This window comes from Rhizobium sp. R711, from assembly GCF_002211365.1.
Taxonomy (GTDB): Bacteria; Pseudomonadota; Alphaproteobacteria; order Rhizobiales; family Rhizobiaceae; genus Rhizobium.
On the sequence record NZ_LOKZ01000039.1, the window covers coordinates 197,827 to 224,385 of the forward strand.

At 58.8% G+C, this 26,559-nt stretch carries 25 protein-coding genes and 2 pseudogenes; 11 read left to right on the forward strand and 16 right to left on the reverse strand.

All coding sequences use genetic code 11. From position 1 onward, the window contains the following. Positions 1–143: 143 nt before the first annotated feature. The 3 genes from ATY80_RS28300 (at position 144) to ATY80_RS28310 (ending at position 3,214) form a co-directional block, all read left to right on the forward strand. Positions 144–1,133 carry a zinc-binding dehydrogenase gene (locus tag ATY80_RS28300; RefSeq protein WP_088695583.1) on the forward strand — a complete coding sequence of 330 codons (990 nt, stop codon included), beginning with the start codon at positions 144–146 and terminating at the stop codon, positions 1,131–1,133. Continuing rightward, positions 1,130–2,176 (forward strand): Gfo/Idh/MocA family oxidoreductase, encoded by a 1,047-nt coding sequence (locus ATY80_RS28305; RefSeq protein WP_088695584.1) that lies wholly within the window; start codon positions 1,130–1,132, stop codon positions 2,174–2,176. Before ATY80_RS28300 ends, ATY80_RS28305 begins: the two co-directional genes overlap by 4 nt. Before the next feature lie 114 nt (positions 2,177–2,290). Then, positions 2,291–3,214 carry a cytochrome c gene (locus ATY80_RS28310; RefSeq protein WP_088695585.1) on the forward strand — a complete coding sequence of 308 codons (924 nt, stop codon included), beginning with the start codon at positions 2,291–2,293 and terminating at the stop codon, positions 3,212–3,214. Between the two features lie 7 nt (positions 3,215–3,221). Here ATY80_RS28310 and ATY80_RS28315 read toward each other — a convergent pair whose 3' ends face one another. From ATY80_RS28315 to ATY80_RS28365, 11 genes are all read right to left on the reverse strand, one after another. Continuing rightward, on the reverse strand, positions 3,222–3,653 hold the full coding sequence (locus ATY80_RS28315; protein ID WP_088695586.1) for a c-type cytochrome: 432 nt from the start codon (positions 3,651–3,653) through the stop codon (positions 3,222–3,224). Then, a complete protein-coding gene (locus ATY80_RS28320; RefSeq protein ID WP_088695587.1) occupies positions 3,631–4,539 on the reverse strand; it encodes a cytochrome c oxidase assembly protein in 909 nt (302 codons plus the stop codon). The genes ATY80_RS28315 and ATY80_RS28320 overlap by 23 nt, the downstream gene beginning before the upstream one ends. Further along, positions 4,512–4,817 (reverse strand): hypothetical protein, encoded by a 306-nt coding sequence (locus ATY80_RS28325; protein WP_141105602.1) that lies wholly within the window; start codon positions 4,815–4,817, stop codon positions 4,512–4,514. The genes ATY80_RS28320 and ATY80_RS28325 overlap by 28 nt, the downstream gene beginning before the upstream one ends. Positions 4,818–4,819: 2 nt before the next feature. Further along, positions 4,820–5,422 carry a cytochrome c oxidase subunit 3 gene (locus tag ATY80_RS28330; protein ID WP_088695589.1) on the reverse strand — a complete coding sequence of 201 codons (603 nt, stop codon included), beginning with the start codon at positions 5,420–5,422 and terminating at the stop codon, positions 4,820–4,822. Continuing rightward, positions 5,419–7,332, reverse strand: a complete 1,914-nt coding sequence (gene ctaD / locus ATY80_RS28335) for a cytochrome c oxidase subunit I (protein WP_088695590.1) — start codon at positions 7,330–7,332, stop codon at positions 5,419–5,421. Before ctaD ends, ATY80_RS28330 begins: the two co-directional genes overlap by 4 nt. Continuing rightward, positions 7,329–8,264 carry a cytochrome c oxidase subunit II gene (gene coxB, locus ATY80_RS28340; protein ID WP_088695591.1) on the reverse strand — a complete coding sequence of 312 codons (936 nt, stop codon included), beginning with the start codon at positions 8,262–8,264 and terminating at the stop codon, positions 7,329–7,331. Before coxB ends, ctaD begins: the two co-directional genes overlap by 4 nt. Positions 8,265–8,323: 59 nt before the next feature. After that, positions 8,324–8,944, reverse strand: a complete 621-nt coding sequence (locus ATY80_RS28345) for a c-type cytochrome (RefSeq protein WP_088695592.1) — start codon at positions 8,942–8,944, stop codon at positions 8,324–8,326. A 10-nt stretch (positions 8,945–8,954) separates the two neighbouring features. Continuing rightward, positions 8,955–11,357 (reverse strand): FdhF/YdeP family oxidoreductase, encoded by a 2,403-nt coding sequence (locus ATY80_RS28350; protein WP_088695624.1) that lies wholly within the window; start codon positions 11,355–11,357, stop codon positions 8,955–8,957. Positions 11,358–11,697: 340 nt separating this feature from the next. Beyond that, positions 11,698–12,108 carry a low affinity iron permease family protein gene (locus ATY80_RS28355; protein WP_088695593.1) on the reverse strand — a complete coding sequence of 137 codons (411 nt, stop codon included), beginning with the start codon at positions 12,106–12,108 and terminating at the stop codon, positions 11,698–11,700. A 22-nt stretch (positions 12,109–12,130) separates the two neighbouring features. Next, positions 12,131–12,367 (reverse strand): hypothetical protein, encoded by a 237-nt coding sequence (locus tag ATY80_RS28360; RefSeq protein ID WP_141105603.1) that lies wholly within the window; start codon positions 12,365–12,367, stop codon positions 12,131–12,133. Between the two features lie 103 nt (positions 12,368–12,470). Next, on the reverse strand, positions 12,471–14,309 hold the full coding sequence (locus tag ATY80_RS28365; RefSeq protein WP_088695595.1) for a HAMP domain-containing methyl-accepting chemotaxis protein: 1,839 nt from the start codon (positions 14,307–14,309) through the stop codon (positions 12,471–12,473). Between the two features lie 356 nt (positions 14,310–14,665). Between ATY80_RS28365 and ATY80_RS30195 the strand changes: the two are divergent. The 4 genes and pseudogenes from ATY80_RS30195 to ATY80_RS28375 form a co-directional block, all read left to right on the forward strand. After that, positions 14,666–14,996 (forward strand): annotated as a pseudogene (locus tag ATY80_RS30195) (acetylornithine deacetylase); the annotation flags it as partial. After that, positions 14,979–15,257 (forward strand): annotated as a pseudogene (locus tag ATY80_RS30200) (ATP-binding cassette domain-containing protein); the annotation flags it as partial. The pseudogenes ATY80_RS30195 and ATY80_RS30200, both read left to right, overlap by 18 nt. A 118-nt stretch (positions 15,258–15,375) precedes the next feature. Then, positions 15,376–15,498, forward strand: coding sequence for a hypothetical protein (locus ATY80_RS30205; protein WP_189637295.1), 123 nt, complete (start codon positions 15,376–15,378; stop codon positions 15,496–15,498). Between the two features lie 541 nt (positions 15,499–16,039). Further along, positions 16,040–16,390: a hypothetical protein gene (locus tag ATY80_RS28375; RefSeq protein WP_245306950.1), complete on the forward strand. Its 351-nt coding sequence runs from the start codon at positions 16,040–16,042 to the stop codon at positions 16,388–16,390. A 106-nt stretch (positions 16,391–16,496) separates the two neighbouring features. On the opposite strand, the gene ATY80_RS30090 is transcribed toward ATY80_RS28375, so the two are convergent. From ATY80_RS30090 to ATY80_RS28390, 3 genes are all read right to left on the reverse strand, one after another. Continuing rightward, on the reverse strand, positions 16,497–16,628 hold the full coding sequence (locus ATY80_RS30090; RefSeq protein WP_280950709.1) for a hypothetical protein: 132 nt from the start codon (positions 16,626–16,628) through the stop codon (positions 16,497–16,499). Between the two features lie 13 nt (positions 16,629–16,641). Further along, positions 16,642–16,854 carry a hypothetical protein gene (locus tag ATY80_RS28380; protein WP_088695597.1) on the reverse strand — a complete coding sequence of 71 codons (213 nt, stop codon included), beginning with the start codon at positions 16,852–16,854 and terminating at the stop codon, positions 16,642–16,644. 1,640 nt (positions 16,855–18,494) lie between these two features. Beyond that, positions 18,495–19,784: an Nramp family divalent metal transporter gene (locus ATY80_RS28390; RefSeq protein WP_088695599.1), complete on the reverse strand. Its 1,290-nt coding sequence runs from the start codon at positions 19,782–19,784 to the stop codon at positions 18,495–18,497. A 311-nt stretch (positions 19,785–20,095) separates the two neighbouring features. Between ATY80_RS28390 and ATY80_RS29195 the strand changes: the two genes are divergently transcribed. Continuing rightward, positions 20,096–20,254 carry a hypothetical protein gene (locus ATY80_RS29195; protein ID WP_189637298.1) on the forward strand — a complete coding sequence of 53 codons (159 nt, stop codon included), beginning with the start codon at positions 20,096–20,098 and terminating at the stop codon, positions 20,252–20,254. A 385-nt stretch (positions 20,255–20,639) separates the two neighbouring features. Here the strand turns inward: ATY80_RS29195 and ATY80_RS28395 are convergent, their stop codons facing one another. Next, positions 20,640–22,388 (reverse strand): hypothetical protein, encoded by a 1,749-nt coding sequence (locus ATY80_RS28395; RefSeq protein WP_088695625.1) that lies wholly within the window; start codon positions 22,386–22,388, stop codon positions 20,640–20,642. Between the two features lie 142 nt (positions 22,389–22,530). Between ATY80_RS28395 and ATY80_RS28400 the strand changes: the two genes are divergently transcribed. Genes ATY80_RS28400 through ATY80_RS28410 form a run of 3 tightly spaced genes read left to right on the forward strand, consistent with a single transcriptional unit; the run spans position 22,531 to position 25,184 of the window. Further along, positions 22,531–23,634: an inositol-3-phosphate synthase gene (locus ATY80_RS28400; RefSeq protein WP_088695600.1), complete on the forward strand. Its 1,104-nt coding sequence runs from the start codon at positions 22,531–22,533 to the stop codon at positions 23,632–23,634. Further along, entirely contained in the window at positions 23,631–24,230 is a 600-nt protein-coding gene (locus ATY80_RS28405) for a histidine phosphatase family protein (protein WP_088695601.1), read from the forward strand. Before ATY80_RS28400 ends, ATY80_RS28405 begins: the two co-directional genes overlap by 4 nt. 21 nt (positions 24,231–24,251) lie before the next feature. Further along, the gene (locus ATY80_RS28410; protein ID WP_088695602.1) at positions 24,252–25,184 is read left to right on the forward strand and encodes a beta-xylosidase; all 933 of its coding nucleotides are present in this window, start codon (positions 24,252–24,254) and stop codon (positions 25,182–25,184) included. A 6-nt stretch (positions 25,185–25,190) separates the two neighbouring features. Here the strand turns inward: ATY80_RS28410 and ATY80_RS28415 are convergent, their stop codons facing one another. Next, the gene (locus ATY80_RS28415) at positions 25,191–26,480 is read right to left on the reverse strand and encodes a Coenzyme F420 hydrogenase/dehydrogenase, beta subunit C-terminal domain (RefSeq protein WP_088695603.1); all 1,290 of its coding nucleotides are present in this window, start codon (positions 26,478–26,480) and stop codon (positions 25,191–25,193) included. Positions 26,481–26,559: the final 79 nt, after the last annotated feature.

The window sequence follows — 26,559 nt, forward strand, 5'->3', positions numbered from 1 at the left end:
GCCGAACCTTGTTGTCGGCTGCCGCAGATGCCGTGCAGCAAGCTTCTTCATCATGGAGACTGTCCGGAACATCCCCGGCCCGACGCGGTTAGACGAGGGCTGCATTTGGCAGGCTCAAGGTGCGAAATCGCCAGGAGGACGCAATGAACACAATTTCATCGGCAAGGACGCGGACCATGAGGGCTGCCGTGCTGACCGGCGCCGGGTCGTTGCAAATCAACGAGGTTGGCCTTCCCAAGCCCGGTCACCACCAGGTCCGCATCCGCCTGGAAGGATGCGGCGTCTGTGCCTCCAATCTGGTGCCCTGGGCCGGAGCGGAGTGGATGCAGTTTCCAACGGAGCCGGGTTGGCTCGGCCACGAAGGCTGGGGAGTGATCGATGCGATCGGCGATGATGTCCGCACTGTTGGCATCGGCGAGCGCGTGGCTGCATTGAGTTACCACGCCTATGCGACCCATGATATCGCTGACGAGGGCGCCGTCGTCCCTCTTCCTGCCGCCCTGAATGACCGTCCCTTTCCCGGCGAGCCTCTGGGTTGTGCCATGAATATATTCAAACGCAGCGAGATCGAAGCGAGGCACACCGTTGCGATCGTCGGCATCGGCTTTCTCGGTGCCCTTCTGACGCAACTATGCGCAAGGGCTGGCGCCCGTGTGATCGCCATTTCCCGGCGTCAGTCCTCTCTTGAATGGGCAAGGCAGGCGGGCGCAAGCGAAACCATCCAGATGGATGATCATTGGCGTATTGTCGAAGTTGTGAAGCAGTGCACGGATGGCCGTCTTTGCGATCGCGTCATCGAAGCTGTTGGAAAGCAATGGCCACTCGATCTGGCTGCGGAACTGACGCGTGAGCGCGGTCGGCTCGTCGTTGCAGGCTATCACCAGGACGGACCACGCAGTGTCAACATGCAATTGTGGAACTGGCGGGGCCTCGACGTCATCAATGCGCATGAGCGTGACCCGGCTGTCTACGTGCAGGGCATTCGTGATGCGGTGGCTGCCATTCAATCCGGGGCACTCGATCCCTGGCCTTTGATGACGCACCGTTTTCCTTTGGAGCGGCTGGACGAAGCATTGGACATGACCCGGGATCGTCCCCACGGTTTTTTAAAGGCTTTGGTCCTTTACCCATGAACGCAACTGGCACTCATAAGGATCGCGGCCCGACACATGGCCGCCCGCCCCGGGTGGGTTTCCTCGGTGTCGGCTGGATTGGCCGCCATCGGATGCAGGCAATGTTGGAGGACGGCGGCGTCGAGGCTGCAGCAATTTGCGATCCTTCCCCCGATATGGTGAGAGAAGCGCTGAAGCTTGCACCGGAAGCCACCGTCGTAGCGTCGTTCGCCTCCCTGCTGAACCTTGCACTGGATGGCGTCGTCATAGCCACCCCAAGTGCTCTGCATGCACAGCAATCGATCCAGGCGCTGCAGCAGGGGCTGGCGGTTTTCTGCCAAAAGCCGCTCGGGCGCTCGAAATGCGAAGTCGAAACGGTGGTTGCAGCAGCACGCAAGGCCGACAGGCTCCTCTGTGTCGACCTCTCCTATCGTCATACAGCCGGGATGCGTCTTATCCGTGATCTCGTCCGTTCAGGCGAGATCGGCCGGGTGTTTGCCGCCGACCTTGTGTTCCACAATGCCTACGGGCCAGACAAGGCATGGTTTTTCGACAGGACACTGTCGGGCGGTGGTTGTGTCGTCGATCTTGGTATTCACTTGGTCGATCTTGCCCTTTGGACGCTCGGCCATGTCCAAGCGGACGCGGTGGACAGCAAGCTTTTGCGGCAAGGACGTCCCATCAGCTCTACGGACGGCGAGGTCGAGGACTTTGCCACAGCCGTGATTACATTATCAACAGGCACTGTCGTGCGCCTGATCTGTTCCTGGCACCTGCAGGCGGGTCGCGATGCGATCATCAGCGCCAGCTTTTACGGAACGAAAGGAGGAGCGGCCCTGCATAATGTCAACGGATCGTTTTACGACTTCGTTGCCGAGCACTATCGTGGGACGCAGACGACCGTGCTTTGCTCACCACCCGATCAATGGGCAGGACGTTGTGCTGTCGATTGGGCCAGACGTCTCGCAGCGAACCGGGCATATGACAGCCAATGTGAAGAGTTGATCGAGGTGAGCGCTTTACTCGATCGGATTTACCGCGGCACGCTCGAACACAGGCAATAACGTCAAGATAGGATCACGATCGCGCCAATGCCGATCAAACCACTGTCGAGCTCGATAAAAAACCGCCGACCGGAGCGGCATCTGCCCTTGACGTTCTTTTGATTGGAGACCCCGATGGGATCGGCGCGTCCGCTTACGGGCATTCTGATTTGGCTTTTCGTCGCAATGCTTGCGTTGGCCGCGATCTGGCTGGTGACGAAGCCTGTCGCACCGATTGCCGCAGATGACCAACGTCTGCTGCGCAAAGGCGATCCCGCAAGGGGTCAACTTCTTTTTGCGGCAGGAGACTGCGCCTCCTGCCACGCAACCCCCGGGCAAGACGACCGGCTGCGTCTGGGAGGCGGTCTGGCGCTGGCATCAGCATTCGGGACCTTTCGCGCACCCAACATATCACCAGATCCCACCGACGGTGTCGGTTCGTGGAGCAACGCCGATTTCGCAAATGCGATGTTAGGCGGCGTCTCGCCGCACGCAAAACACTATTATCCCGTATTTCCCTATACCAGCTTCACCGGAATGCAGCTTGCCGATATCGGCGACCTTTGGGCCTATCTCAAAACGCTACCTGCTGTATCCGGGCGACCGCCTCCGCACGACCTGTTCGTTCTGTTTCGTGCCCGCCGCCTCCTCGGCCTCTGGAAGCTCTTGTTTTTTCGTGAGGGTTATTGGCCGGCGCATGCAACTGGCGACGACGTCCTCGACCGGGGGCGATATCTGGTGGAGACGGTCGGCCACTGCGCCGAATGCCATTCTTCCCGCAATCTGCTCGGCGCGATCAAAGCCTCCACGCGCTTTGCCGGCGGTGCCGATCCCGAAAATACTGGTTTCGTTCCCAACATCACGCCAGCCAGGATCGGGCGCTGGTCCGAGGCCGATATTTCCGAAATGCTCAAAAGCGGCAACACACCCGATCACGGACGCGTCGGATCCACCATGGCGGATGTCGTTGCCAATACCGCGGCTTTGCCGCAAAGCGATCTCAATGCGATTGCGCGCTACATCAAATCGCTGCCACCGCGCCCGACGCCGCATCCATAGGAGGTCATCAATGCGCGTAGAGATAGGCCGCCAGATCGCGCGCCTCCTGTTGCGTGATCCCTGTGGTTGGCATTGCCGTTTTGGGGCTAAAAGCTTGTGGCGAAACGATCCAGTGAACGAGATTGTCGGCATTGTTGTCGACAACGCCGCCGATATAGACGCGTTGGCGCATCTCAGTCAAAGGGGCTGCGACCTTCCCGTCCGCACCGGCAATGCCCGGAATCCGATGGCAGCCCGTACAGCCGTAGCGGCGAAAGATTGGCGCAGCTTTTGACGGATCGCCGCCTGTCAGCTCGCGTGCCACCTCGTCGCGTTGCCTGGCGTCCTTCAAAAGGGTTCCAGCAGCGAAGGCCGCTACCGTGGCAACAAGCGCCGTCGCCAGCCAGAAAGTGCCATATTTCCCAAAGCCATATTTCTCAATGAAGGAGAGGCTGGGCATCGTTGCTCCTTCTGCTGGAAGTCAAGATCCACAATGCCGCCGTTGCGAGTGCGGCGCCCGCATAGATGGTTCCAGCCGGCACCCACATGATGATGCCGGCCAATTGCTGATCTTCAAGCGGCGTCAAATGCCATGCCTCAGTAAAACGCGTCTGGTCGAGATATAGCACCCTTGGGGCAAGCGCCATCAAAGCGCCGAGAGCGGTGGTGTGCAACATCGTGACGACGAGATGCCAGGTAGCGGCACCGTAATTGCTCCGCCAGCAAATTGCCCACCAGAACAGAATGGCGGTAAAGAAGAAGCTGACATGCTGCAAGCGGTGCAACGCATCATTTGTCACGGCCGCATCGAAAAGGATCGGCGCATGAAAGGCCCATATGGCAAGCCCGTGCATCAGCGTTGCAACCAACCCGGCACTTGCCCATGTCCAGGTAATTTGAACGGCATTGACTTTCATGAGTCTTCCGGTGCTTCGTCTGAGTGGGTTCGGCAGGCCCCACAGCAACACGCCTGCCGGGCGCGCCAGCACGATCATTGGCGCGGCAATCGTCATCAGTATCTCGTGCTCGACCATATGGGCGAACAATAGGTGCTCGCCGAGCCAATGCATTGGCGAAATGAGCGCGCCAGCAAGCGCAAACCAGCCGGTCCCAAAACATATTGCTCGTAAAAGCATGGCGCGCCGACCTCGTCGAGCCCGGCGCCATACGAGCGAAAATCCGCGCGCGTAAATGAGGCCAACCACGCAGAGGGGCGTTACAATGAATGGATCGAAGGTCCATTCGGCTTGGAGAGCGTGCGTGCCGATCTCGTGTGCCGCGGCCGCCCTCGCAGCGACCGCCAGCACGAGTGCTGTTCCTAGCGTTGGCAGGCATCGATAAGCCATGAGCCTACCCCCTGCAGAATGAGCGCAAAGGCGAAGATCAGCCCGCTCAGACAACTGAGATCGCAAAGAAAAAGCGTCGTGCGGGCGCTCGTCGATGCCCGCCCGGTATAAGACAGTAAAGCGCTGCCGACTGCCAAAAAGGTCGCGACCACGCTTACCAGCAGGGTCGACGACACGTCGCTGCCGCAGTCGGCGTAAGGGAGAACCAGCCCAAGCTGCAAGCTGATGGCCCAGATCGCCGGCGCAAGGACCAGACCGGCATATGTCTTTGCCGACATCATCATAGCCGTGGCACCCAGTAAATGCATAGGTATAAGGGAATCCAGGCGACCACCACAAAGTTCCAATAAAGCGCATTGTCCTCGACGTCGCCGTAACGGCGCGGGTTTTCGCCATGACGGGAAAACATCAGGCAAGTCAGAACCAGCGTATCGATAAGGTCGGTGACAATATGCGTCGTATGAAGGCCAAGCATGACCCAGATGATCGAGCCATAGGCGTTGTCGTCCCACCGCACGCGAAGCACCGTGAACTCGAAGAACCTGAATATCAGCGGCAACGTTCCAAGCACCGACATGACGATCAGCCCTATGCGGACCCGCTTTAGATCCTGCCTGCGGGCCAGTCGCGACAGGACGACATTCGGCACGACGCTTGCCAGCAACATGAGCGTCAGCAACGTTGCGGGCCAAAGCCCGGGCGCCGGTGCGTTGGTCGGCCAGGTCTTGGCGATGCTCATCAGATAAAAATAGATGGCAATCGTCAGACCGAAGCCGGCCCCCTCGATCAGCATGAATGCGCAGGTGCCCCACCAGGTAAGACTTGCCGTGCCCATGCCATGGAGCGGAAGCCTGGAAACGTCAAGGACGACACGCTCCTTCACGACTGATCCTCCGGTACTTGCTTGGGCCAGAACCAGCCAATCAGCGCAATGCCGATCGGGATCGATCCCCATACGACGGCCCAGGGTGAAAACATCGACCAGATGAGCATGACCGTCGTTGCGATGGCAGCCAAAAACGGCCATATCGAATTTCTGGGCGATGTTTCCCGCACTTGTGCCTGCGCTTCGACGAGGCTGCTGACAATGAGTTCGCGCCGATCGGTGCGAAGCCCGGTGGACACCTCTAGTTCCTCAGGATCGCTCCAGAGAGGCTCACGACCGGTGACCACCGGAATGCGAGCGAAATTGAATGCCGGCGGAGGTGAGGAGGTCGCCCATTCGAGCGTTGCGGCCTGCCAGGGATTGTGACCGGCAGTTGTTCCTGAACGCGCGCTGCGAAACACGTCGATGAAGAAAATCAGAAATCCCGACGCAAGGATGAAGGCACTTGCGCTGACAAAAAAATTCATCCCCGCCCACGGCATTTCTGGCTGATAGGTATAAATGCGCCGCGGCATTCCCTGAAGCCCCAGAATATGCATGGGAAAGAAGGTCATGTTGAAACCCATAAAGATCAGACCGAATGCGAAGCGTCCGAGCGTTTCGCTCATCAGGCGCCCCGTCATTTTTGGAAACCAGTAATAGATCGCCCCGATCAGCGGAAAGACCGCGCCGCCGATGAGCACGTAGTGAAAGTGCGCCACCACGAAATACGTATCATGCACCTGCGCATCGAACGGCACGGAAGCGACCATGACGCCGGTCAGGCCGCCGACGACGAAGGTGACGATGAAGCCGACGACAAACAAAAGCGGCGTCTTGAATTGCAGCTGCCCATCCCAAAGCGTGGCCAGCCAGCAGAATATCTGGACACCGGCGGGGATGGCAATTGCCATGCTGGAGGCCGTAAAGAAGCTTTCCCCAACCTTCGGCAGGCCGACGACGAACATGTGGTGCACCCAAAGACCGAAGGAAAGCACTCCGGTGGTGATGAGCGCCATGACCACCAGGAGATATCCAAACAGTGGTCGCCGCGAAAAGGTGGGGACGATCGCCGAGACCATGCCAACGGCCGGAAGAAAGATGATGTAGACCTCCGGATGACCAAAGAACCAGAACAGGTGCTGCCACAGCAGCGCGTCGCCGCCTTCGGCCGGATTGAAAAAGTGGGTGCCAACGAGCCGATCGAGTATCAGCGACGAGCTTGCAAGCATGATTGCCGGCATGGCCATGATTATGATGAAGGAGGTCACGAGCATCGACCAGACGAACACCGGGATGCGGTCGAGCGACATGCCGGGAGCGCGCTGCTTGAACACCGTAACGACGATCTCCACCGCCACTGCCAGGGCGGAAACCTCGGTGAAGGTGATCATCTGCGCCCAAATGTCCGCCCGCTTTCCGGCTCCGAATTCCGGCCCGGAGAGCGGTACATAGGCAAACCATCCGACGTCGGGTGCCGCGTCGAGTGCAAAGGCGATCCATAGCAGCAAGCCGCCGGCCAGAAAGATCCAGTAGGAAAAGGCGTTCAGGCGGGGAAAGGCGATGTTGCGTGTTCCGACCATCAGCGGCACGAGATAGACGCCCATGGCCTCCATCACCGGAACGGCAAAAAGGAACATCATCGTCGATCCGTGCATGGTGAAGATCTGATTGTAACGGTCGGGTCCGATAAAGCGTGCCTCCGGCCGGGCCAGTTGCAGGCGCATCGCAAGGGCCAAAACTCCGCCCAGTATCAGAAAGAAGAAGGCGGTGGTGATATAGCGCCGGCCGATGATCTTGTGATCGACCGTCGTCAGCGCGCCCCAGAGGCTGCGCGGCGTCTCCCAGGTCCTGGCAAGGCAACGTTTGAGCTGATCTTCGTCCAGATCGACGTTGTCCTGTTCGGCCGGATCCGCTTTACCGTTCATTTCAGGCTGTCCATGTAGGCGGCAAGCTGGCGCAGCTCGTCGCTGGAAAGTGGCACCATGGGCATGTTGTTTCCCGGCTTCAGCGTCTGTGGATCGGCGATCCAGGCAGCAAGCGTGCCGCGCGTATTGTCGATGAGGCCAGCTGCAATCGTCCGCCGGCTGGCCACATGGGTCAAGTCGGGGCCGGCAGTTCCGGATGCCTCGGTGCCCCGTATGCTGTGACAGGCGGCGCAAGGCCTGACCATGAAGACCGCCTTGCCGGCGACAGCCTCGTTTTCGCTCGGCAACAGAGCATCGGAGCGCTGGCCAGATGCCCAGCGCTCAAAGCTTGCATTGTCTTGCGCAATGACGAACAACGCCATGTGTCCGTGTTGGAGACCGCAGAATTCCGCACATTGGCCACGATAGACACCGGGTCGGTCGGCACGCAGTGTCAATTGGTTCCGGCGGCCAGGGACGAGGTCGCGCTTTCCCGTCAGACTGGGGATCCAGAACGAGTGTATGACATCTGCCGCCTCGAGTTCGAGGCGAATGTCGACGCCCACTGGAATATGCAGCTCGTTGGCGGTCTGGAACGTCTTGGCGCTATTGCCGTTGTCGTAGATGAATTGCCACCACCACTGTTGCGCGCGCACCTTGACGACAAGAGAGGCGTGGTCAAATCGGTCCAGACTTCGGGTCGTATAAAAGCTTGCGATCGTCAGGCCGGCGATGACGAACGCAGTCGCGACCACGGCAGACGACACGGCCTGGGTCATCCTGCGCTCGCGCCTAGCAAGGCCTTCCTCGGATGGCCGACCTTGCCGCAGCAAAGCCCAGCCAAGCACGATCATCACCAGGATCCAGATCACCGCGCAGACGATCACCATTGCAATGATCAAATGCTTGAGGTGGACAGCTGGCCCGGCCTGAGCATCGAGAGCCGACTGCATGCCATTGCACCCGGCCAAGGAAGTGGTCAGACAAATCAGGGTCACATGAGCGGCGCTTCTCAAGGCGTTGGTCCCTGTTGCGGGTTGGTGCCAACCGGCCCCTCATCGAAGAGGATCGACGCCGGGGCGCGATTTTCGGCTGGTCGGGTGTGTCTGTCATCGTTGCGGCTGGGTGCGCCCGTCCTTGCCGAATAGGCGCCGATCGTCTGGATATAACCCGCAAGCTGCCAAATTTGATCGATGGTCATCTTCTCGCTAAAGGCTGGCATGCCATGCGGGCGGCCATCACGGATCGAGGCAACGATCGAGGTGAGACCGGGACCGTAAAGCCACCAGCCGTCGAGAAAGGAAGGTCCACTGGCACCTCGCCCATCGCCATGGCACGACGGGCAGCCGAACCAGGAATATAACCGTTTTCCCTGGCTGAGATCATAGGCATTGTACGCATAGGGCTCGCCGAGTGCAAAATAGACCTCCGGTGGTGTGCCCTCGATGCCGCCGGGCATGATGCGCAAGACCTGCAGGCCTGAAGCCACCGGGGGATCTGTTCGGTATTGGCGCGCGCCTCTCAAGGTCCCGATCCAGGCAGCCAGGCAAAGGGCCAGCAACGTCACTGCGCCGAAAAAGGCCACGAAGAGGATTGTTCCGAGCGTTCTTTGACTTAATCGCGCCGTGGCCATGAACGCGCCCCTAATGGCGGACCGCAGCACCGGATGCGATCACGCGGATGGGCAATAGCTTGTAAGAAGGTGTCTTTGATTTTGCGTCATGATGATCAAGCGGAAACAAGGCATTGGTTTCCGGGTAATAGGCGCCGCAACATCCCTCGGGAATGTCGTAGGCCATGACCTTGAAGCCCGTTACTGTCCGCTTCGTCTCCTTAGCGATTGCGGTAACAAGGTCGACGGTCTGACCATCGTGAAGGCCAAGTCGGCTGATGTCGGCGGCATTCATCAGGATCACCCGTCTGGTGCCTTCGACGCCACGATAGCGATCATTGTAGCCGTAGATCGTCGTATTGAACTGGTCGTTCGAGCGCAGTGTCGCGAGATTGAGGACATCGATCATCGGTGCGGCAATTGAAAGATCCGGAAACAGCCGGTCCGGGGTAATGAAATTGGCCTTGCCATTGGCCGTGACCCACTTGCGCTCGCGTGCCGGCAACGGCCTCGGGATACCGCCCGGCTGAAAGAGCCGCTTGTTGAAATCCTTGAATGTTTCCGGATAGGTCCGTTCGATGGCGTCGCGGATCTTGGAATAGTCATCGACCCAACTGTCCCAGGGCACGACCCCTTTCGTCAGTGTCGCCTTGGCCATGCCGGCAATGATGGCGGGTTCGGACAACAGGTAGGGGCTTGCCGGTGTGGCTCTGCCTCGCGAGCCGTGGAAATGGGCAATCGAGCTTTCCGTCGATACCGACTGCGGGCCACTTGCCTGGTCGTCGATCTCGATGCGCCCGAGGCAGGGTAGCAGAAAGGCAGTCGCGCCGTGGATAAGGTGCGTGCGATTGAGTTTGGTGGCGATCTGGACAGTCAGGCTCAAGTTCCGCCAGGCTTTTTCGACAGCTTCCGTTTCTGGAATTGCGCGAAGGAAATTGCCGCCAAGACCGACGAAGGCGCGCGTTTGACCCGCCAATATCGCCCGGCAAGTGTCCACGGTCGAGTGCCCCTTCCACTGCGGCGGTTCGAACCGGTAAAGTTCAGCCAGTTTGTCCAAGGGAACGAGACCGGGGTTTTCGGTGATGCCGACGGTGCGTTGCCCCTGCACGTTCGAATGGCCACGAACGGCGCAGATGTTGGCGCCAGGCTTTCCGATGTTGCCACGCAAAAGAGCCAGGTTTGCGACCATCTGCACGTTCTGGACGCCCATGATATGCTGGGTCAATCCCATGCCATAAACCATCAATACCGCGTCGGACTTGGCATAGGTGCGCGCCGCCTGCGTCATCTCATCGCGTGTGAGGCCCGATATGCGCTCCAGTTCCGCCCATTCGTAGTTACGGGCGGCCGATGCAAATTCCTCGAAGCCGGCCGTGTGCATCTTGATGAAGTCGTGATCGAGCACGTGTTTTTTGTCGGCTGCCGCTATTGCCGCTGCAAAGGCAACGGTTGCGGCATCGGAGGGGTCTTTCGGTGCTGCATCGGTTCCGGCAACCTTGCTCACGCCTGAGGCTTTGAGAGCGTCATCGGCCTCGATCAGCGCCTTGCACACGCCAAAAAGAGCTGCGATGTCGCCGCCGTTTTTGACTTGGCAATATTGCGAGGAAATCTGCGTCTGCTTGCCCGTGAGCATCTGGCCGGGCGCTTGCGGATTGACAAACCGCTCGAGCCCGGCTTCGCGAAGAAGATTGAACGTGACAATCTTGACGCCTCTGTCGACGGCATCCTGCAGGTCGTGCAGCAGTCGCGGCGAGGATGTACCAACATTTTGTGCAAGGTAGAAGATGCAGTCGCAATTCTGGAAATCGGACAGAATGGCGGTTCCTATCGACGCGCCGATACTTTCCGGCAAGCCGACAGACGTGCTCTCATGACACATGTTGGAAGAATCGGGCAGATGATTGCTGCCGTAGATCCGGGCAAATAGCTGGTACATGTAGGCCGTCTCGAGCGAGGCGCGGCCGGAGGTGTAGAAATCCACGCTTTCGGGAGGAAGCATCCGCAACTGGAGGCCAATTTCCTCGAAGGCGGCCTGCCAGGTGACAGGCATATATTTGTCCGTTGTCGGATCCCACCGCATGGGTTCGGTCAGTCGACCCCGCTCTTCGAGATCGTGGTCGCTCCAGCCTTCCAGTTCGACAAGCCTGTGCGACTCGAAAAATGCCCGGTCCGCCCGCCTGTTCGTGACCTCCCAACTGGTGGCCTTGGCACCGTTCTCGCAAAATTCCAGCGGATGTGGCTTGGCGGGTTTCGCCCATGCGCAACTCACGCACATATATCCATCGGGTTTGTTCTGATGGGCAAGCAACGAAGGACCTGCTAGCGGTATATGTTCGCGAAGCAGGATCTCCCCGACCGCCCTGGCCGAACCCCATCCGCCGGCTGGGCTTTTGTGCCCTCCTTTGTCGGATGTATGCTCTGATTTCCCTGCCATGATCATATCCTCGCCAACGACAAGCTTACCAACCAACGACGGCCCACTTCGGTTCCCTGCAGCTGCAAAGCAGTGCTCGTGCTGAGGCCCCTTCTTGGTCGATTGCAACACGATCGGCCCTTCCCCTGGCCAGGGCCACAATCGCAGGAGCGGCCCGCAGGCGCCCTTGGCGCTTGTTTTTCTCCGACAGTGCAAAGGCCGCGGTGGCTCGCGCGAGATTTCGCCAGCATCCGCATACGTCCGACCGGGGCGAGGATAGAGACACAACACCGCTCTTTGTCGGTCGTCAAAGCGTGGCTTGCGAAACGACTGACGGCGCTTGCCGACCGTTGAAGAACCGTCAAACGGATTCGGAATCTCGTCTCGGCTTTTCGGCAGCCCGCTCAAGGCGTTCGGCTTGTTCAGATAGCCGGCGACTCATTTCGCGCAGCTCCTGCTCGTCCAGTTTCTCGATGCCCACGAACTTGTTCTGGGCCTGTGACGTCAAGATGAGCTCGTCGAGTTTGGCCTGCAACGCCTTGCCGTCGCGGTTCTGCGAGTTCTGAAGGACGAAGACCATGAGGAAGGTTATAATCGTCGTACCCGTATTGATGACAAGCTGCCAATTCTCCGAAAAACCGAAGAACGGTCCGACCATCGCCCAGACCAGCACGAGTGCGACCGCCGCCACGAACGTCACGGGTCGTCCGGACCAATTGGACACAGCACTTGCGAATTTCGAAAAGAAGTTAGAGTGGCCGTTTTCGCTCATGGTTTCCTCACCTTATCGGGCTTTATAACGCGATGGCGAGGGCGGAGTTCCCGAAGGGCGCGTCTGCTGGCGTCGGATCCCATTTCGGTAGCGGCAGAAAAACGCAACCGCAGACCTTGGTGTCAAGATCGCCGGTCATGCCGGAAATCGTGACGATCGATGATGCGGCCAACAGCGTGCCATCAGTGCGACGGGGCGAGGCTATGCGGTCGTGGCCTCCGGAGCCGTCTCCCGTGCGGTTCGACGAGGTTGGTGCCAATCCATCCTCGGTCACAAATGCAACGTCAGGCCTTCTGCTGCTGCGTGGCGCAGCACGTTCGATGGAGCAAGCGGCCATGGCAGGATGCGAACCGGATCGTCAGCTAAGCCGCTTTGGTCCGCACGATGCGTCTAGGCTCGTCCATCTGAGCGGCGTCGCTGCCGAGGCGAAACTGATTGACGAGATCACGCAGTCTGCTTGCCTCACCAGACAATGACGTGGCCGCTGCGGTGGATTGCTCGACCATCGCCGCATTCTGCTGAGTGGATTGGTCCATCTGATTGACGGCGGTGTTGATTTCGGCAAGGCCGGTGGATTGCTCGCGGGCAGACGTCGCAATAGCCTCCATCAACTGGTTGATCTGAGACACATGGTCGCCGATCGATGTCAGCGACTGACCGGTCTCCAGAACCAGTCTGACGCCGGTGCCGACTTCGGCAGAGGACTTCACAATCAGCCCCTTGATCTCCTTTGCGGCCGTTGCTGCGCGCTGTGCCAACTCGCGAACCTCCTGAGCGACAACCGCAAAGCCTTTGCCGGCTTCTCCGGCTCGCGCTGCTTCGACGCCCGCATTCAGCGCCAAAAGGTTAGTCTGGAAAGCGATTTCGTCGATGACACCAATGATGTTGGAGATCTGCTGAGAGCTTTCCTCGATGCGCCTCATCGCCTGTTCGGCCTGAGACACGACCGAAGCGGACCGTTCTGCACCCTCATTGGCCTCCTGCGCGACATTGCGAGCCTCTGCGGTCCGCTTCGAGGCTGTTGCCACATTGGCGGTAATTTCGTCGAGCGCTGCCGCCGTCTCCTCCAGAGAGGCGGCCTGCTGCTCGGTACGCCTGGAGAGATCTTGCGCGCCAGAAGCGATCTCGCGCGTTCCGTTGTCGATGCTGTGCACAGTCTGCAGCACAGCGCCGATCGTTGTCCCGAGCTGTTGGAGCGAAGCATTGAAATCCTCGCGCAACCGCTCGTAATCGGCAGCAAACGGTTCGACTAGCCGGAAGGAAACGTCACCGCCAGCCAGGCGTCTCAATCCCTCGCCCAGCGTTGTTGTCGCAAACCGCAATTGCTGCGATTCCTGCTCCGCACGCTCCTGTGCTGCGACACGTGCCGCTTCAGACTGGCTGCGTGACACCGATGCTTCCTGCTCCAATCGAAGCACACTGATGGCGTTCTGTCGGAACACTTCCACTGCCCCTGCCATCGCCCCAATCTCGTCAGCGCGGCCAGCATAAGGGATCTCGCTTTGCAGATCGCCGTCAGACAAGATCTTCATGGCGGTGGCAATTCGGCGGATCGGGTTGGCGATGCCGTAGACGGCAAACATGGTTCCGGAAAGGGCGATCAGAATTGCGAGAGCGGCGATTATGGCCGTGATTGTGAAGGCATAGCCGGCCGTGGCGTCACTTGTGGTCACATAGGTCTCGGTCTGCCCGAGAATGAAGGCCACGAGATCTGCAATGTCCTGGCTCACGAGATCAGATTGTGGGTCCATATTCTGGCGGAAGAGACTGGCCGCCTCGGCGCTCTTTCCGCCGTCCTGCAGCCGGACCATTTGCGAAGCCAGCTCGCCATATGTTTTGAGTTCCGACTTGACCCGATTGATCAGCTCGCGGCCTTTCTCGGTGCGGACGCCTTTCACATAGTCATCGATCGATTGCTCGACCGCAGCCTGCGTTTCGTCGACCAGCTTGGCTGCCGCGGGCCGCTTTTCTGGTGATGACGCCTCCAACAGGTAACGCGCGTAAGCGAGTTTCAGGTCAGAGAAGTTTCCCTTGATATCCTTGGCAACGACCAGCCGCTTCATCCAAAAGCCACCAATCTGCTGAGTATTGTCGTTCAGCGTCGAAATCGTGCTGAGAGAATTGTAGGACAAGATGACGAGGAAGGCACAGATGACAGACAAAACGGCAATCAGGGTCTGTTTAACCGTCAGACGTTTCATGAAATTCTCCAGTTCCTTTGGGGCGCCTGCGCGGCTCAGATAACTGCAAGAATTCGCGTCATATGCTAATTTAGATTTAACTTTAACCGGTCCGGCCGTCGCTCATTCGATTATTTATGTCGCGTACAAACGTGACATGGCAATTCTCCTGGCCCTGCTATCAGGGGTTTATGTCAAAGCTCAGAGCCGCGGTTTGCGATTAGCTTTCTGCGGCCGATCTGAGCCGTGCACTGGCGGCAGCTTGCCCGATCCGGCGCGGGGTCCGCTCGTGCTCAACGCGGGTCAGGGACGCCTGGCCGTCTTAAAGTCAGCGCTTCCCGCTCTTGCACTCCGCCGGACGTGTCACGGAAACGCCCGTGCAGCTGGTCGACATCCTCCACAAGCTCATCGGCTTACCCTCCTTCGTCGGTACGCCCAATGGCGCCATTGTCGGCCGGATTAGGACCTATCGCGCTCCTTCGGGATTGAGGTCCATATTCTTCCCGGGGCCGAGGGCGACGGCGCCAATCTCTTCGCGACCATCGGCGCCTCCGAGCAATCGGGCTACATCCTTTCCGGCCAATGGATGTCGTCCCCGCCAATGAAGCCGGCTGGAGCGCCGATCCATTTGTGTTGATTGCAGAAGGGGAGCGGCTTTACGGCCGCGGCACCTCGGATATCCTCGCCGCCGTGCCGGCGCTCGTCGCAAGGAATGTCGGTCTTGCGGTCGAGAAAGGACGCAATCTCGGCATTGTCGGCGACTCCGGCTGCGGCAAGTCGACCCTTGTCCGCACCTTCGCCGGCATCCTGCCCGTAGCCTTCGGCAAGATGGTCGTCGACGCAAGGAACTCGGCCACAGCGCCCGCGATCGCGCGCGCGATCAACTGCGCCAGATGCAGATCGTTTTCCAGAATGCCGACACCCGCAAAATCGATCGAGGAGATTCTCGACCGGCCGCTCGTCTTCTTCCATGGCATGGCGGCCAAGGCGCGCAGCGCCCGCATCGATGAATTGATGGACATGGTTCGCTGCCGCGCAGCCTTCGTCATCGCCGGCAAGGAGAGCTTCCGGCGGGAAAAAGCAGCGGGTGAATTTTGCACGGGCGCTCGCCGCCAATCCGAAGCTGATCCTGTGCGACGAGATCACCTCGGCCCTCGATACGATGGTCGCGGCATCCAGCCGTTCGATATGGCGCTCTGGCGCAAAGTGATCCGTTTAATCGTGTCATACGCCATGCATCCCTTAAGGCTTGCGATGACGACGGGCTGCTGTTCTGGCCCTTTCAAGCAAGAAGCTCGCCGGGGCGGGCGAGCTTCCTACGCGCTTACAAGAGAAACTGACCGCATCCGGTCGGCTGTTATAAAAGCACAACCTCGCATTGCTGGCACTTCCTCCATTAGGCGTAAATTGCCTACCCCTTGGTGAAAAAATGAACTCAACCCGGCCTGGCGCAGGGCCGTTTTGCGCCCCCTCGTCGCTAACGCCCATCGAACTCACGGCGTTGGCCGACGCATGACTGCCCAGCTGCATCGGGCCGATGAACGCTAAACAGAGTTTCAACGAACGAGCAGTCGCACGTCGCGCAGCTGATCAGAATTTCCACACGCGCTTCGGGCAAGCCCCACTGGCTTAAACCGGCAGCGAGGCATTTTCTGCTGCTTTGGCCGGTCGGGTGCTAAACGGTGTTCCCAGGCCGCGCCTGTGAACGGTCGATTTACAGACCAGAAACAACTTCATGTGAAGTTTAGTGAATGTGGACAACAACTGATCTCATACCCTGGGCACTGGCGTTGCCTGCCGCTTTCTGGGAATTGCGGAATGTGGGGAGACGGCATGGCTGGATTTTGGGAGCCTGTGCCGGCTCAATCGTCTTCGGCGGCATACTCATCTGGGTTTATGTTGTCCAGCAGTCGATCCACGATCTGAACTATGGAGCGCTAGCTTTCGTGCAAGCACTCGGTCTGCTGCTTGGACCTCTTGCTGCAGCCGTCATTATCAGCAGGAGGGCAACCTTGGCTGCTGGAGTTTTTGCCGGGGGCGTCGTTGGATTCTGCGTGTACGTTTTCACTGCCACCATTGGAATTGGCATTTACGGCGAGTGAAGCCCATGCGGTTCGGTTAGTCGGACCTAAGTGCAAAGCCTTCGAACGCCACTATACGCGCCAGCGGCGAGCAGCATAATCGGTATAGCTTGACGCGCCGGTTATCTTAACTGTCCCGCCGTAAGGCTGGTGTCGGCGATCCGTAGCTTTGCCAAGAGATGACCATGCCCGAGCTTGCCGGAGAGATGGCGAGGATCAGGTGGTCGGCAAGCGCTTCGCACCAATCGATCATCGTCATTTACCCTGTCCGACTAAACTTCGGGCTCCAGCGCATTGGCAAGTGCGATCGACAGGCTTTCGCGTGTGTTGAAACCGGCTTCCAGCAGGTCAATTGCCAAGGCGATCACTGCCCGAGTGCATTCGCTTTCCGGGTCCATTCGATTTTCTTGGCACCAGTCGGCGATGACGGAGGTGAGCACTTCGAGCTCTCCGTTTTCAAGTTTGGGAAATGTGGGGATTTGCATGGTAGCACTCCTCCATAATGGCAAGAGCGCGTAGGGGTCTCTCAATCGGACCGTGCCGTGCATCTGGTCCAACACCACACTCTACGCCTCATTCGTAAGCCGGTCATTAGAAAACCTGAGCGCCACAGAAGGGAAAAAGGCCGGAACGAAAACTCGTGCCCGGCCTTCCTCGATGCATCTCGACAACGACTGCCAATACCTCCCCGGTCAGCGTTGGAAATGCAGTGGGGCCAGAACTATCGCTCACCGGACGGGTTTCAAGTTCAGTTTCCTGGGAAAATGATGCCCCACAGGAATTGCTCGTTGTGGATCTCGGACCAAGGGTAAAGCTAAAAGGCAGCGATTGGTCGAAGTTATTACGACAGTGAAGTACGCGCTTGCAAAGCGTGGCGAGAGGGCTACAGCCGTTCCGACGAGTCCAACGGTCACCAGCGCCGCCGCTGCTTGCTTCTGTTGCAAAACTATCCGATGACATTCGCGAATACCGAGGCCTCGCCGATTTAGCTCGTCCACGAGCTGCTGCTGGAATAGTGGGTCTTGTGTTTCGAGCACAGTGTTGCAGGTTCGTGAGAACTTCCAATGTGGGAACCTTTGAGAAATGCCCTTAGCTGGTCCATGGCAAGCCGATCACAGATCAAGGCGGGACTAGTGGGGTGGAGAACACCGATTATGGCTGCTGAAGGGAAGCCGTTGGGTTGGGCGTACCGCATGGGGGCGCGGCGGCTTCCCTTCTTGTCCTGCCCAGCTACCATCAGGACGACCTCCAGAATACGCTGATTGGAGCAGGGCGCCAGCCGGACCAAAGTCCCAGCCTGGTCGAGGCCTGGCGATTTATGGCAACGAAGAAGGCTCCATATGGCAAGGGAGGATCGATGTGCTTGCGGCACTCAGTTTTTAAAGCGCCTGGTCTCGCTACCATGGCTGCCTTGGGTGGCAACACCAGCGGATTTCATATCATCGATTGCGCAGGAGATCGGCTAAAATGCCAAGTGGGGATTCGTGCGGATGTTGGCCAAATACCGTGCCGCGATTTGGCGGTGGCTGATCGTGCGCTTATGTGGCTGGCACCATGCTCTTCCTGTCCGTCTCGATCCCGGGCTTCATTCTGGCCGCCGCTTCAGCGGCCATGGCTTCGGCATCGATCCGGCGCCGGCCACCTCATCGCTGATATCGTCAGCGGCCATGCACCGATCGTCGATCCCAAGCCTATCATCCCGACCGTTCACGAGATCTGTCTGGGGCAAAGTGGCCGATTTCTAAGATGAATACTGGTCTGTGCCGCAACGAACCATATCGCGGGCTTGCCAATTTGTCGGTTGGCCCGCCCGTCGCGGGATGACGTTTCCATCTCCTATCGCTGCGATCGCTCCTGAAAAACGATTCAACATAGGACCCTGGCCCATGATGTTGTCGTCGTCGATCTTTTGTGCCTGAGGTCAGACGTCGGGACTTGAACCTGCCTGAGCGCCATCGCCATGGCTCCGGTGTGCGATCGCCACCATATAAGTTGCCTCAAGAAGGAGCCCAGTTTGCCGCATTTTTGATGGCAGGAGGCCCCACCCATCCGTTCGCCTGCTTTGCGCAGCACTGCCAAGAGCGTCTGCTGCTGCCTTTTGGAAGCATTGGCAAAACCTGTCAGGTCAAAGAAACCACGTGACGACAAGGCCTGCAGTAGCCGAAAATATAACGGCTGTGGTGACACATCCTATGATGTTGATGGCGCGAGAGTTCACTTTGTCGCCCATGATTCGCCTGTTGTTGGTCATAAGCAGTAGCAACAGCAGAAGCGGCGGCGTCGCAAAGCCCTGGACGATGCCCGACCATACAAGTGCTTTCATCGGGTTGAAGCCGAGGAAGTTCATAGCGATCGCCACGGCTGTGACCACGCCGATGATGGCGTAGAACTTTGGCGCCTCGCGCGCTTTTGCGTTAAGGCTGCCTTTGATCCCAAACGACTGCGCAAGGTCATATGCTGCTCCGGTTGTCATGACCGGAACGGCGAGAAAACCCACCGAAACGATCCCGGCGGCAAAAAGAAACCCGGCCGCCTCGCCTGCAATCGGCTTCAATGCCTCCGCCGCCTGCGCGGCAGTCTCGATGTTCGTCTGCCCGTGCATGTAAAGCGTCGACCCCGTCGCGAGGATCACGAAATACATGATAAGATTGGAAAACGTCATTGCGACCAGGATATCGCGTTTCGTTTGGCGAAGGTCACGATCACTGGCGCCCTGCCTCTCTTGGACTGTTGTCTTTCCTTCGGCGATTTCTTCCTCGACCTCCTCGTTGGACTGCCAGGTGTAGAGATAGGCCGAAAGCGTGGTGCCAATGATCGCCACGATAATCGAGAGAAACGCCTTGTCGAACTTAATCGAAGGAATGAACGTACCCCACAGCATGGCCGTCAGATCCGGCTTTGCAAGCAACGCTGCACCGACATAGGCAAGCAGCGTCAGCGCCAGCCAGCGGAAGATCCGACGGATGAGCGCGTATGACCCGGCCACCTGCAGGCACAGCAGAATAAACGCCACCGCGACCACGATGGCAGGGATTGGAAGCGGAATGAAGAGGTTCATCGCCGCCGCCATGCCGCCGAGATTGGCGGCCGCCTCGACTGTGTTGCCGATGACCACTCCAACGAGCACCGTCCAGAGGAGCCAACGTGGGTAAAAGTCGCGGATGGCATGAAACAGTCCCCTCCCCGACACTTGCCCGAGCTTCGAGGACAGGTAGACCACGGTGAACATCATCGGCAGCGTGACAGGGGCGGTCCAAAGTATGTCCGGGCCGAAGCGGGCGCCCGCACTTGCATAGGTTCCGATCGCGCAGGGGTCGTCATCCGCTGCTCCGGAGACGATGCCGCGACCGAGAAGAGCGCCAAGTCCTTTGCCGCCTTTTTTCGGTTGATGTTCGGATTGAGCGTCCTGCTTCATCGATCAGATCAGCTTTTCGGTCATGGAAGATCAAATGAAACGCGAGGTCGGCGAGAGCTGCCAGCATCGCAGTCGCTTGCGTTTGCCGGTGAAGCCTCGAGACTGTCGCTGTACAGGCCAGATTGCATTTCGTCCTCCCGTTTTGAAAGCACCTAAGCCGAAAAGCGCCCGCAGGTTCCGTTGACGTCTGCCACCGTACAAACGACTTATTCGCAAACACGTCCCCGTCGGCTTGGCAGGAAGGTTTTGAGAGCGCGTGAGAAAGTACTTCTAACTGGTTGCAATCGTTTGGTTAGAAGGTAATGCGATCGGTGACATACCAGCCACTTTCGACCATGCCGTTCTCCGACGTCAGGAAAATCGATGAGGCGCAAAAACCAGATGTGCTGCAACGCCAGCATGTGCTTCTCGACCGTCGCTCTGATCTTTCCGACAAGCCGATAACCGGTATCACGACGTTGGGAGCATGAAACCGGTGCAGACGATGTTGGTATCAAGCTCCCAGCCAAATGCCAGCCGGAGCACTGGCAGTCGATGTGCAGACGTCATAGACTTATGCGTCACCTTGCAACTCTGCGTCGACGGACTTAACCGCAAACTTCGGCAAAGGAATTATAAGGATGGCGGCCACGCACATATGGGCTGGACAGGTTCCGCAGCGTGCTGAACATCCGGTCTCCAACCAGCGCAACGTTCAAAGGCACCGTCGCTTTTCGTCTCTGGTGGCTTCCCAAATTGCGCCTTTGCTGATCCTATTATCCACATCGCGCGCCATGCGGCCGGTTGGCGACTGGCATCGATTGTAGAGCCGGCACTTGCCTCAAACCACGGCAGCGCGCTTGCATGGCCGGCGTTTCAGCACTCTAGCAGCGGCTGAAGTCGACGACGATAGCGATGAAGCGCAATCGCGATGCGCTCTTTCTCCTGGCCATCGTCAGTTGCAAGCGCCAGTGACCACAGCCCGACCTGGAATCCGAGATAAGCAGCTTCGAAGAAGACAAGGACGTCGTCGTCAAGGCCCACCTCGCCGTCCTTCGCGACGATGTCGACAAGTTCATCGCGTTCGGTTGGCGAAAGATCAAACTCGACGCAAGCCCCGGCCAGGTCCCAGGCAATCGGCTGGCAGCCGATCAGATCATGTGCGCTGTTGTGATCGAGTGCATCCGTCTTTTGAATTCTGCCGTCGTCGGTGACAAGCCATTCCCATTTGTGAAGGCGGTTGTCCGTATCGACGGCAGGCAGGTGCCGCAAAGAGCTGCTCTTTTCTTGCATGATCTGTCCAAGGCGTGCCGCATCCTCGAACCCCGCCACCTCCTTGATATTCGTCGTTGCCATCCGACAAAGGGTCAAGAACGAGGCACCGCCGTGGAGGGCCGGAAGACGGCGGGCGCGAAACGAAAGATAACGGCCAATGGCTGCCAGGATCTCTTGCCTGTTCATTGCCGCCGCCGCAATTGGCAAGCCCTTGATCCATTCTTCAATCAGGAAACCATGGCATGAGCCAATGACGCACGGCGCGAAACCAGCTTCGTGCAACACCGTGCCTCTACGCACCTTTTGCGCAATGCTCCTGCCAAGCCCGGCAAACTTGACGTGCCAGCTTTGATCGCCCGCAGTCGCGACGAACTTCAGCTTTTCCATCTGCCTGTGGCTCGGTGGCCAGTTTTCACTGCGATCACCGGCAAGGCCGCGCCAATTGCCGCCGGAGATGTCGCGGAAGGTCTCAATCGGCCTGCCGACCAGTTCGCCAACCCAGTTTTGCAGGCTCAGGGCCGCTGGCGGAGCGTTGACTATCACGTCACTGATTGGAACCACATGCTTTGGCCGCTCTTGCCAGCGCCTGCGCTGCAGGCTGCTCGCGCGCGCCCCCGGACCGCCTCCATGGCTGGGAAAGAAATGAAGGCGAGATGGCGCAACGCCATTGATCTCCAACCAGTTTGCGACGCTTGCGAACGAACTGCCAGAAAGCCCCGGTCCCTCGTCGACGATCGCAAAATCGACTTGTGTCCTTGCCAGGATCTTATCGGCCAGAGCAGCCTTGATGTTGACCTGCCGGCGAAAGGGATGTCCGATCGGCCGCAGCGAAAACGCCGGCGACGCACCCAAGCCGGCCGCCACGAGAGCTGCAAGGCTCAAGCCGATGCTGCGAATGCCGATGACCACCGTCTCCGAAGGTAAACGTGATTGCATGGCGGCTAGCAGATAACTTTCGGGATAGACAGCGTAAAAGGCATATCCTTCGGCCTGCTTCATGCGCAGCGGCTGGATGCAATTGACGTTGTCACGCAACGACGAGGTGTCTGCCGCAAATGACACCTCTCCATGGAAATGCCCTTGCCATGACGCCAGTATCGCCTCGGCCTGCGCAAGCAGGAGTTTGGCGGCCGCAGTCTGAACGAGTGAGACATCGTCGCCGCCGTTGAGATCGAACTCGCGATCGGCCAAGCCCTGAACGAACTCTGCGGTCTCTATGAACGTTTGAACCAGCAACTCATGGCGCTGGCGTCCTGGGGGCGCGTTGGCGCAGGCAAGCATCGCCCGTTCGATCCTTTTGATAACCGGCCCGGGTGGCTCAAGCCATTCGACGTCACCATAGACCAACATCGGTGTTTTCCTTTCCGGCAGCTTCGCCAAACCCGCAGCAAGAGCGGTTGATCCCGACAAGAAGCCCGGCGGCGTGAAAATTTCGGGAACAGATGCGGCCTTCACTTGTTTGACCGAAGCTTTGTAGATGCCGGAGGTCACCATGCAGTCTCAATCCATCCGTGTCGGCCTGGTCGGGGTCGGCAATTGCGCCTCCTCCCTGGTGCAGGGACTGACCTATTATCGCGACGTCCACGACAACGAGCCCGTTCCCGGCCTCATGCATGTCGAGCTCGGGGGCTATCATGTGCGCGACATCCAGATATCGGCGGCTTTCGACGTCGCGATATCGAAAGTAGGACGCGATGTTGCCGAGGCGATCTACGCCGCTCCCAATAACACAAAGCGTTTTGCCGAGGTTGAAACCACAGGCGCAGAGGTACACCGCGGCAATACGCTCGATGGAATAGGTCGCTATTTGCGCGACGAGATCGAGCTATCACCCGAACCCGTTTCGGACGTGGCAAAAATCCTGCGCCAGACGCGAACCGAAATTCTCGTCTCCTATCTGCCGGTCGGTTCTGAGGAAGCAACCAAATGGTATGCCGAGCAGGCACTTGCGGCAGGATGCGCCTTCATCAACTGTATTCCCGTTTTCATCGCCTCCAAGCCGGAGTGGCAGCGACGGTTTGCCGACCAGGGCTTGCCGCTGATTGGAGACGACATAAAGAGCCAGATCGGTGCGACAATCGTTCACAGAATGCTGGTCAACCTGTTCCGTGAACGTGGCGTGCGCCTCGATCGCACCTATCAGCTCAATTTCGGGGGCAATACCGATTTCTTGAACATGCTGGAACGCGAGCGGCTGGAATCGAAGAAGATCTCAAAGACACAATCGGTGTTGAGCCAGATGGACATGCCGCTTTCTGCCGACAATGTCCATGTCGGACCAAGCGATCACGTTCCTTGGCTGTTGGATCGCAAGATGGCTTATATCAGGCTTGAAGGAACGACATTCGGCGGCGTGCCGCTCAATGCCGAAATCAAGCTCGAAGTGTGGGATTCTCCCAATTCCGCTGGCGTCGTTATCGACGCCATACGCTGCGCCAGATTGGCGCTCGACCGCGGCATCGGTGGCGCGCTGATTGGACCATCAAGCTACTTCATGAAATCCCCTCCGCAACAATTCACCGATGCGGAAGCGCGGCATCGCACCGAGGCATTCATCGCAAACGTAGAGGAAGGCTTTCGCGGAGCTGCGGAATGACGACGACGTTCTTTCTCGTTCGCCATGCTGCCCATGACAACCTCGGCAGCTTCCTTGCAGGACGCATGTGCGGGATTGGGCTCGGTGCTGCGGGCCAGGAACAAGCTGCAAGGCTTGCAAAACGGCTCGCCCGCGAGAAAATCGATGAGGTTTACACCAGCCCGCAGGAGCGAACGCGCCAAACCGCAGCCGCAATCGCGACCGCCTGCGCGCTTGACCCGCCGCAAGTACACACCGCCTTGGATGAAGTGGACTTCGGCTCTTGGACCGGAAGACGTTTTGATGATCTCAACGGCGATCAGCGGTGGCAACACTGGAATGCCTTGCGCAGCCTTGGTCGCGCGCCTGGTGGAGAGCGCATGCTGGATGTTCAGCATAGAGTGCTCGGATTGATCGAGACGCTTGCCGGAAACAAAAGTGGCAGAAAAATCGTCCTCGTCTCGCACAGTGACGTCATCAAGGCGGCAGTCACCTACGTGCTCGGGTCCTCCCTTGATGCCTGGGCACGATTGGATGTGGCGCCGGGCTCGCTAACCGTTCTCGTCGCCGGGGACTGGGGAGCAAAGATTGCCGCCCTCAATGAGGTGGTGCCGTAAGGTCTCAAACGGAAGAAGCCGATGATCGAAGCCGCAATGATCTGGAATGAGCCGAACAATAAGTCGCACTGGGATCCGCAGATTGATCCGGAATGGCACCGCTTTGCACAGATGAGCATGCTTGCGGCCGATGCAATTGCGGCAACCAACCCGAAGCTGACCAAGGTTCTTGGAGGAATTTCCCCGATCGATCCCGGCTTTATGAGCCGCATGAAAGATTATGGCGTGCTCGATCATATGGATGCGGTTGCCGTCCACGGGTTCCCGCTCGATTGGAACCTCTGGCAGATCCATGAGTGGCCGGACAAGATAGAGGAGATCCGCGCAGTTACCCATCTGCCGGTCTGGGTCAGCGAGGTCGGAATTTCCACCTTTGGCGCGGAGGAAGTGCAGCTTTGGGGACTTAAGCGGACCGCCGAGCTGCTGAAAGGCAAGGTCGAGAGGTGCCAGTGGTATAGTCTTTACGACCTGCCGCAGGAATGGGAGGCGACAACCCGTCACCGGGAAGCCGAGGGCTCCTCCTATTATCGGCATTACCACATGGGGATCTTGCGTCAGGACGGCCGCCCGAAGCTCGCCTTGGAGGAGTTCGCCAGACACACGCCCGAATTCGGCTTGGTACAGTGGTTTCATTTCGAAGATCCGCGACTGAAGGAGGCGGCCACCTGGATGAAGAGGCTCGGCGTCAAATCCGTCAGGACCGGACTTTCCTGGGCCGACCGTTTTCGCCCCAATGCACTCGACTGGTTCGATCGGCAAATGTGCGCGCTCGAGGATTTCGACGTCACCGTGACGTTCTGCTTTACGCCCGAACACCGAGGTCTCGCGCCACACCACACCAGCGCACCCCTTGTTGCTGAGGAATTTGCAGAATTTTGTTGCGAGATGGTGGATCGATACGCGCCCCGGCAACGCTCTATCAGCGCTGAGCGAATTCCGCTTTCTGGCAACTGAACACAATCAATCGGTCTCCGCACCTGAACGACCAATCCGGTCGACGATACGTCCGATGGGCCCGCGGGAATAGGCGAAACCCTGATAGAGGAAGGACACAATCCTCGCCCATGCCAAATAGAGCTGCGGACGACGAAGTAAGTGCGAGAACCAGAAAATGCGATGGCTCCAGGCGCTGATTGCGTAGCGCAGGCGGTAGATCATCCGACGACGCCACGTCAGACTGCCAGCGCCAGCCGCGACCCTCTTGCGCGGCCGCCGATCGGGCCGCAGCCACGTCAGCCGGAAAGCAAGTCCTTCACGGCGCTGTCGAAATCCGGCCGCCTGCGTTCTTGCAACGAACTCCTCATCGACCAAGGACAAGACGATGCGGCGCGAAATCACGGCGTTGTTGACAAGGTCCAGCAATGCCGCAGAGCGGATGATCACCACATTCGTCCCGCGCCCGTCAGCAGCATAGGGTTGTGCCCAGGCGTCTCCAAAGGCGATGTCGGCAGTCTCGGCAACCACATCGTCGCAGAAGTTGCACGCTGAATTTTGGAAGAAGCCGGCCCCCCAGTCGCCATCTGCCAAATGCCACCAGTCGCGGCCAATGACATCCTGGTGAGGTAGCGTGACCTGGGCCCGATACCAGTTTGCAGGACGGTCCACACGTTTTACGCGATAATCGAAGTGCTCGACATCGGCTATCGCAGCGCCCATTTGCCAGGCAAAGCTTTCAGCCATGCGGGCGCTCTTCATATGGCCACAAAACAGGCCAAGCGTGAAGCTGATCCGTTCATTCAGTACCGGATCATTCGCGCATGACAATCTCACGGCCTTGATGAAGCAGGGAACGCCTATGACGGCGTATCGGCCAGGCGTTGTCCTGATCGCGTCGAGCACCCCGGACAGCTCGACCGGATAATATCGCGATTTCGCGCCGGCTTTCAGATCCTCGATGCTGCGTGAGAGCCTGTAGCGAAACAGACGATCGCCGCTATCGGTCTCGCCGACATGGGCTACGGCATCGACCAGGCCCCGCTGCAGCAACTCGGCAGCAACCCAGGTGACGAGCCCGCCGGAGCTGCCGTTGGCGCGAAAGTCGCCCTCTTCGACATGGCCAACGAAGGCTTTCTCAAACCGTCCCAGCAATGGGTCGCACTTTGCCGCCGTCGCAAAGTGCCTGGCGGCCAGGTCGTCCTCGTTTTCGGCAAGAGGCGAGAACGGGCAAATGCTTGGAAATTCGACCTGTGGGGCGGATTTGAGATCGCCGGCTTCCTTGGGTTTCAACTGTCCGTACCGATCGAACTGCATTTGCAAGGTGGCGCCTGATCGCTTTACCGCGCAAGCCCCGCAGCCGATGCAGAGACCGGAGCGCACAATGTCGCGGTAT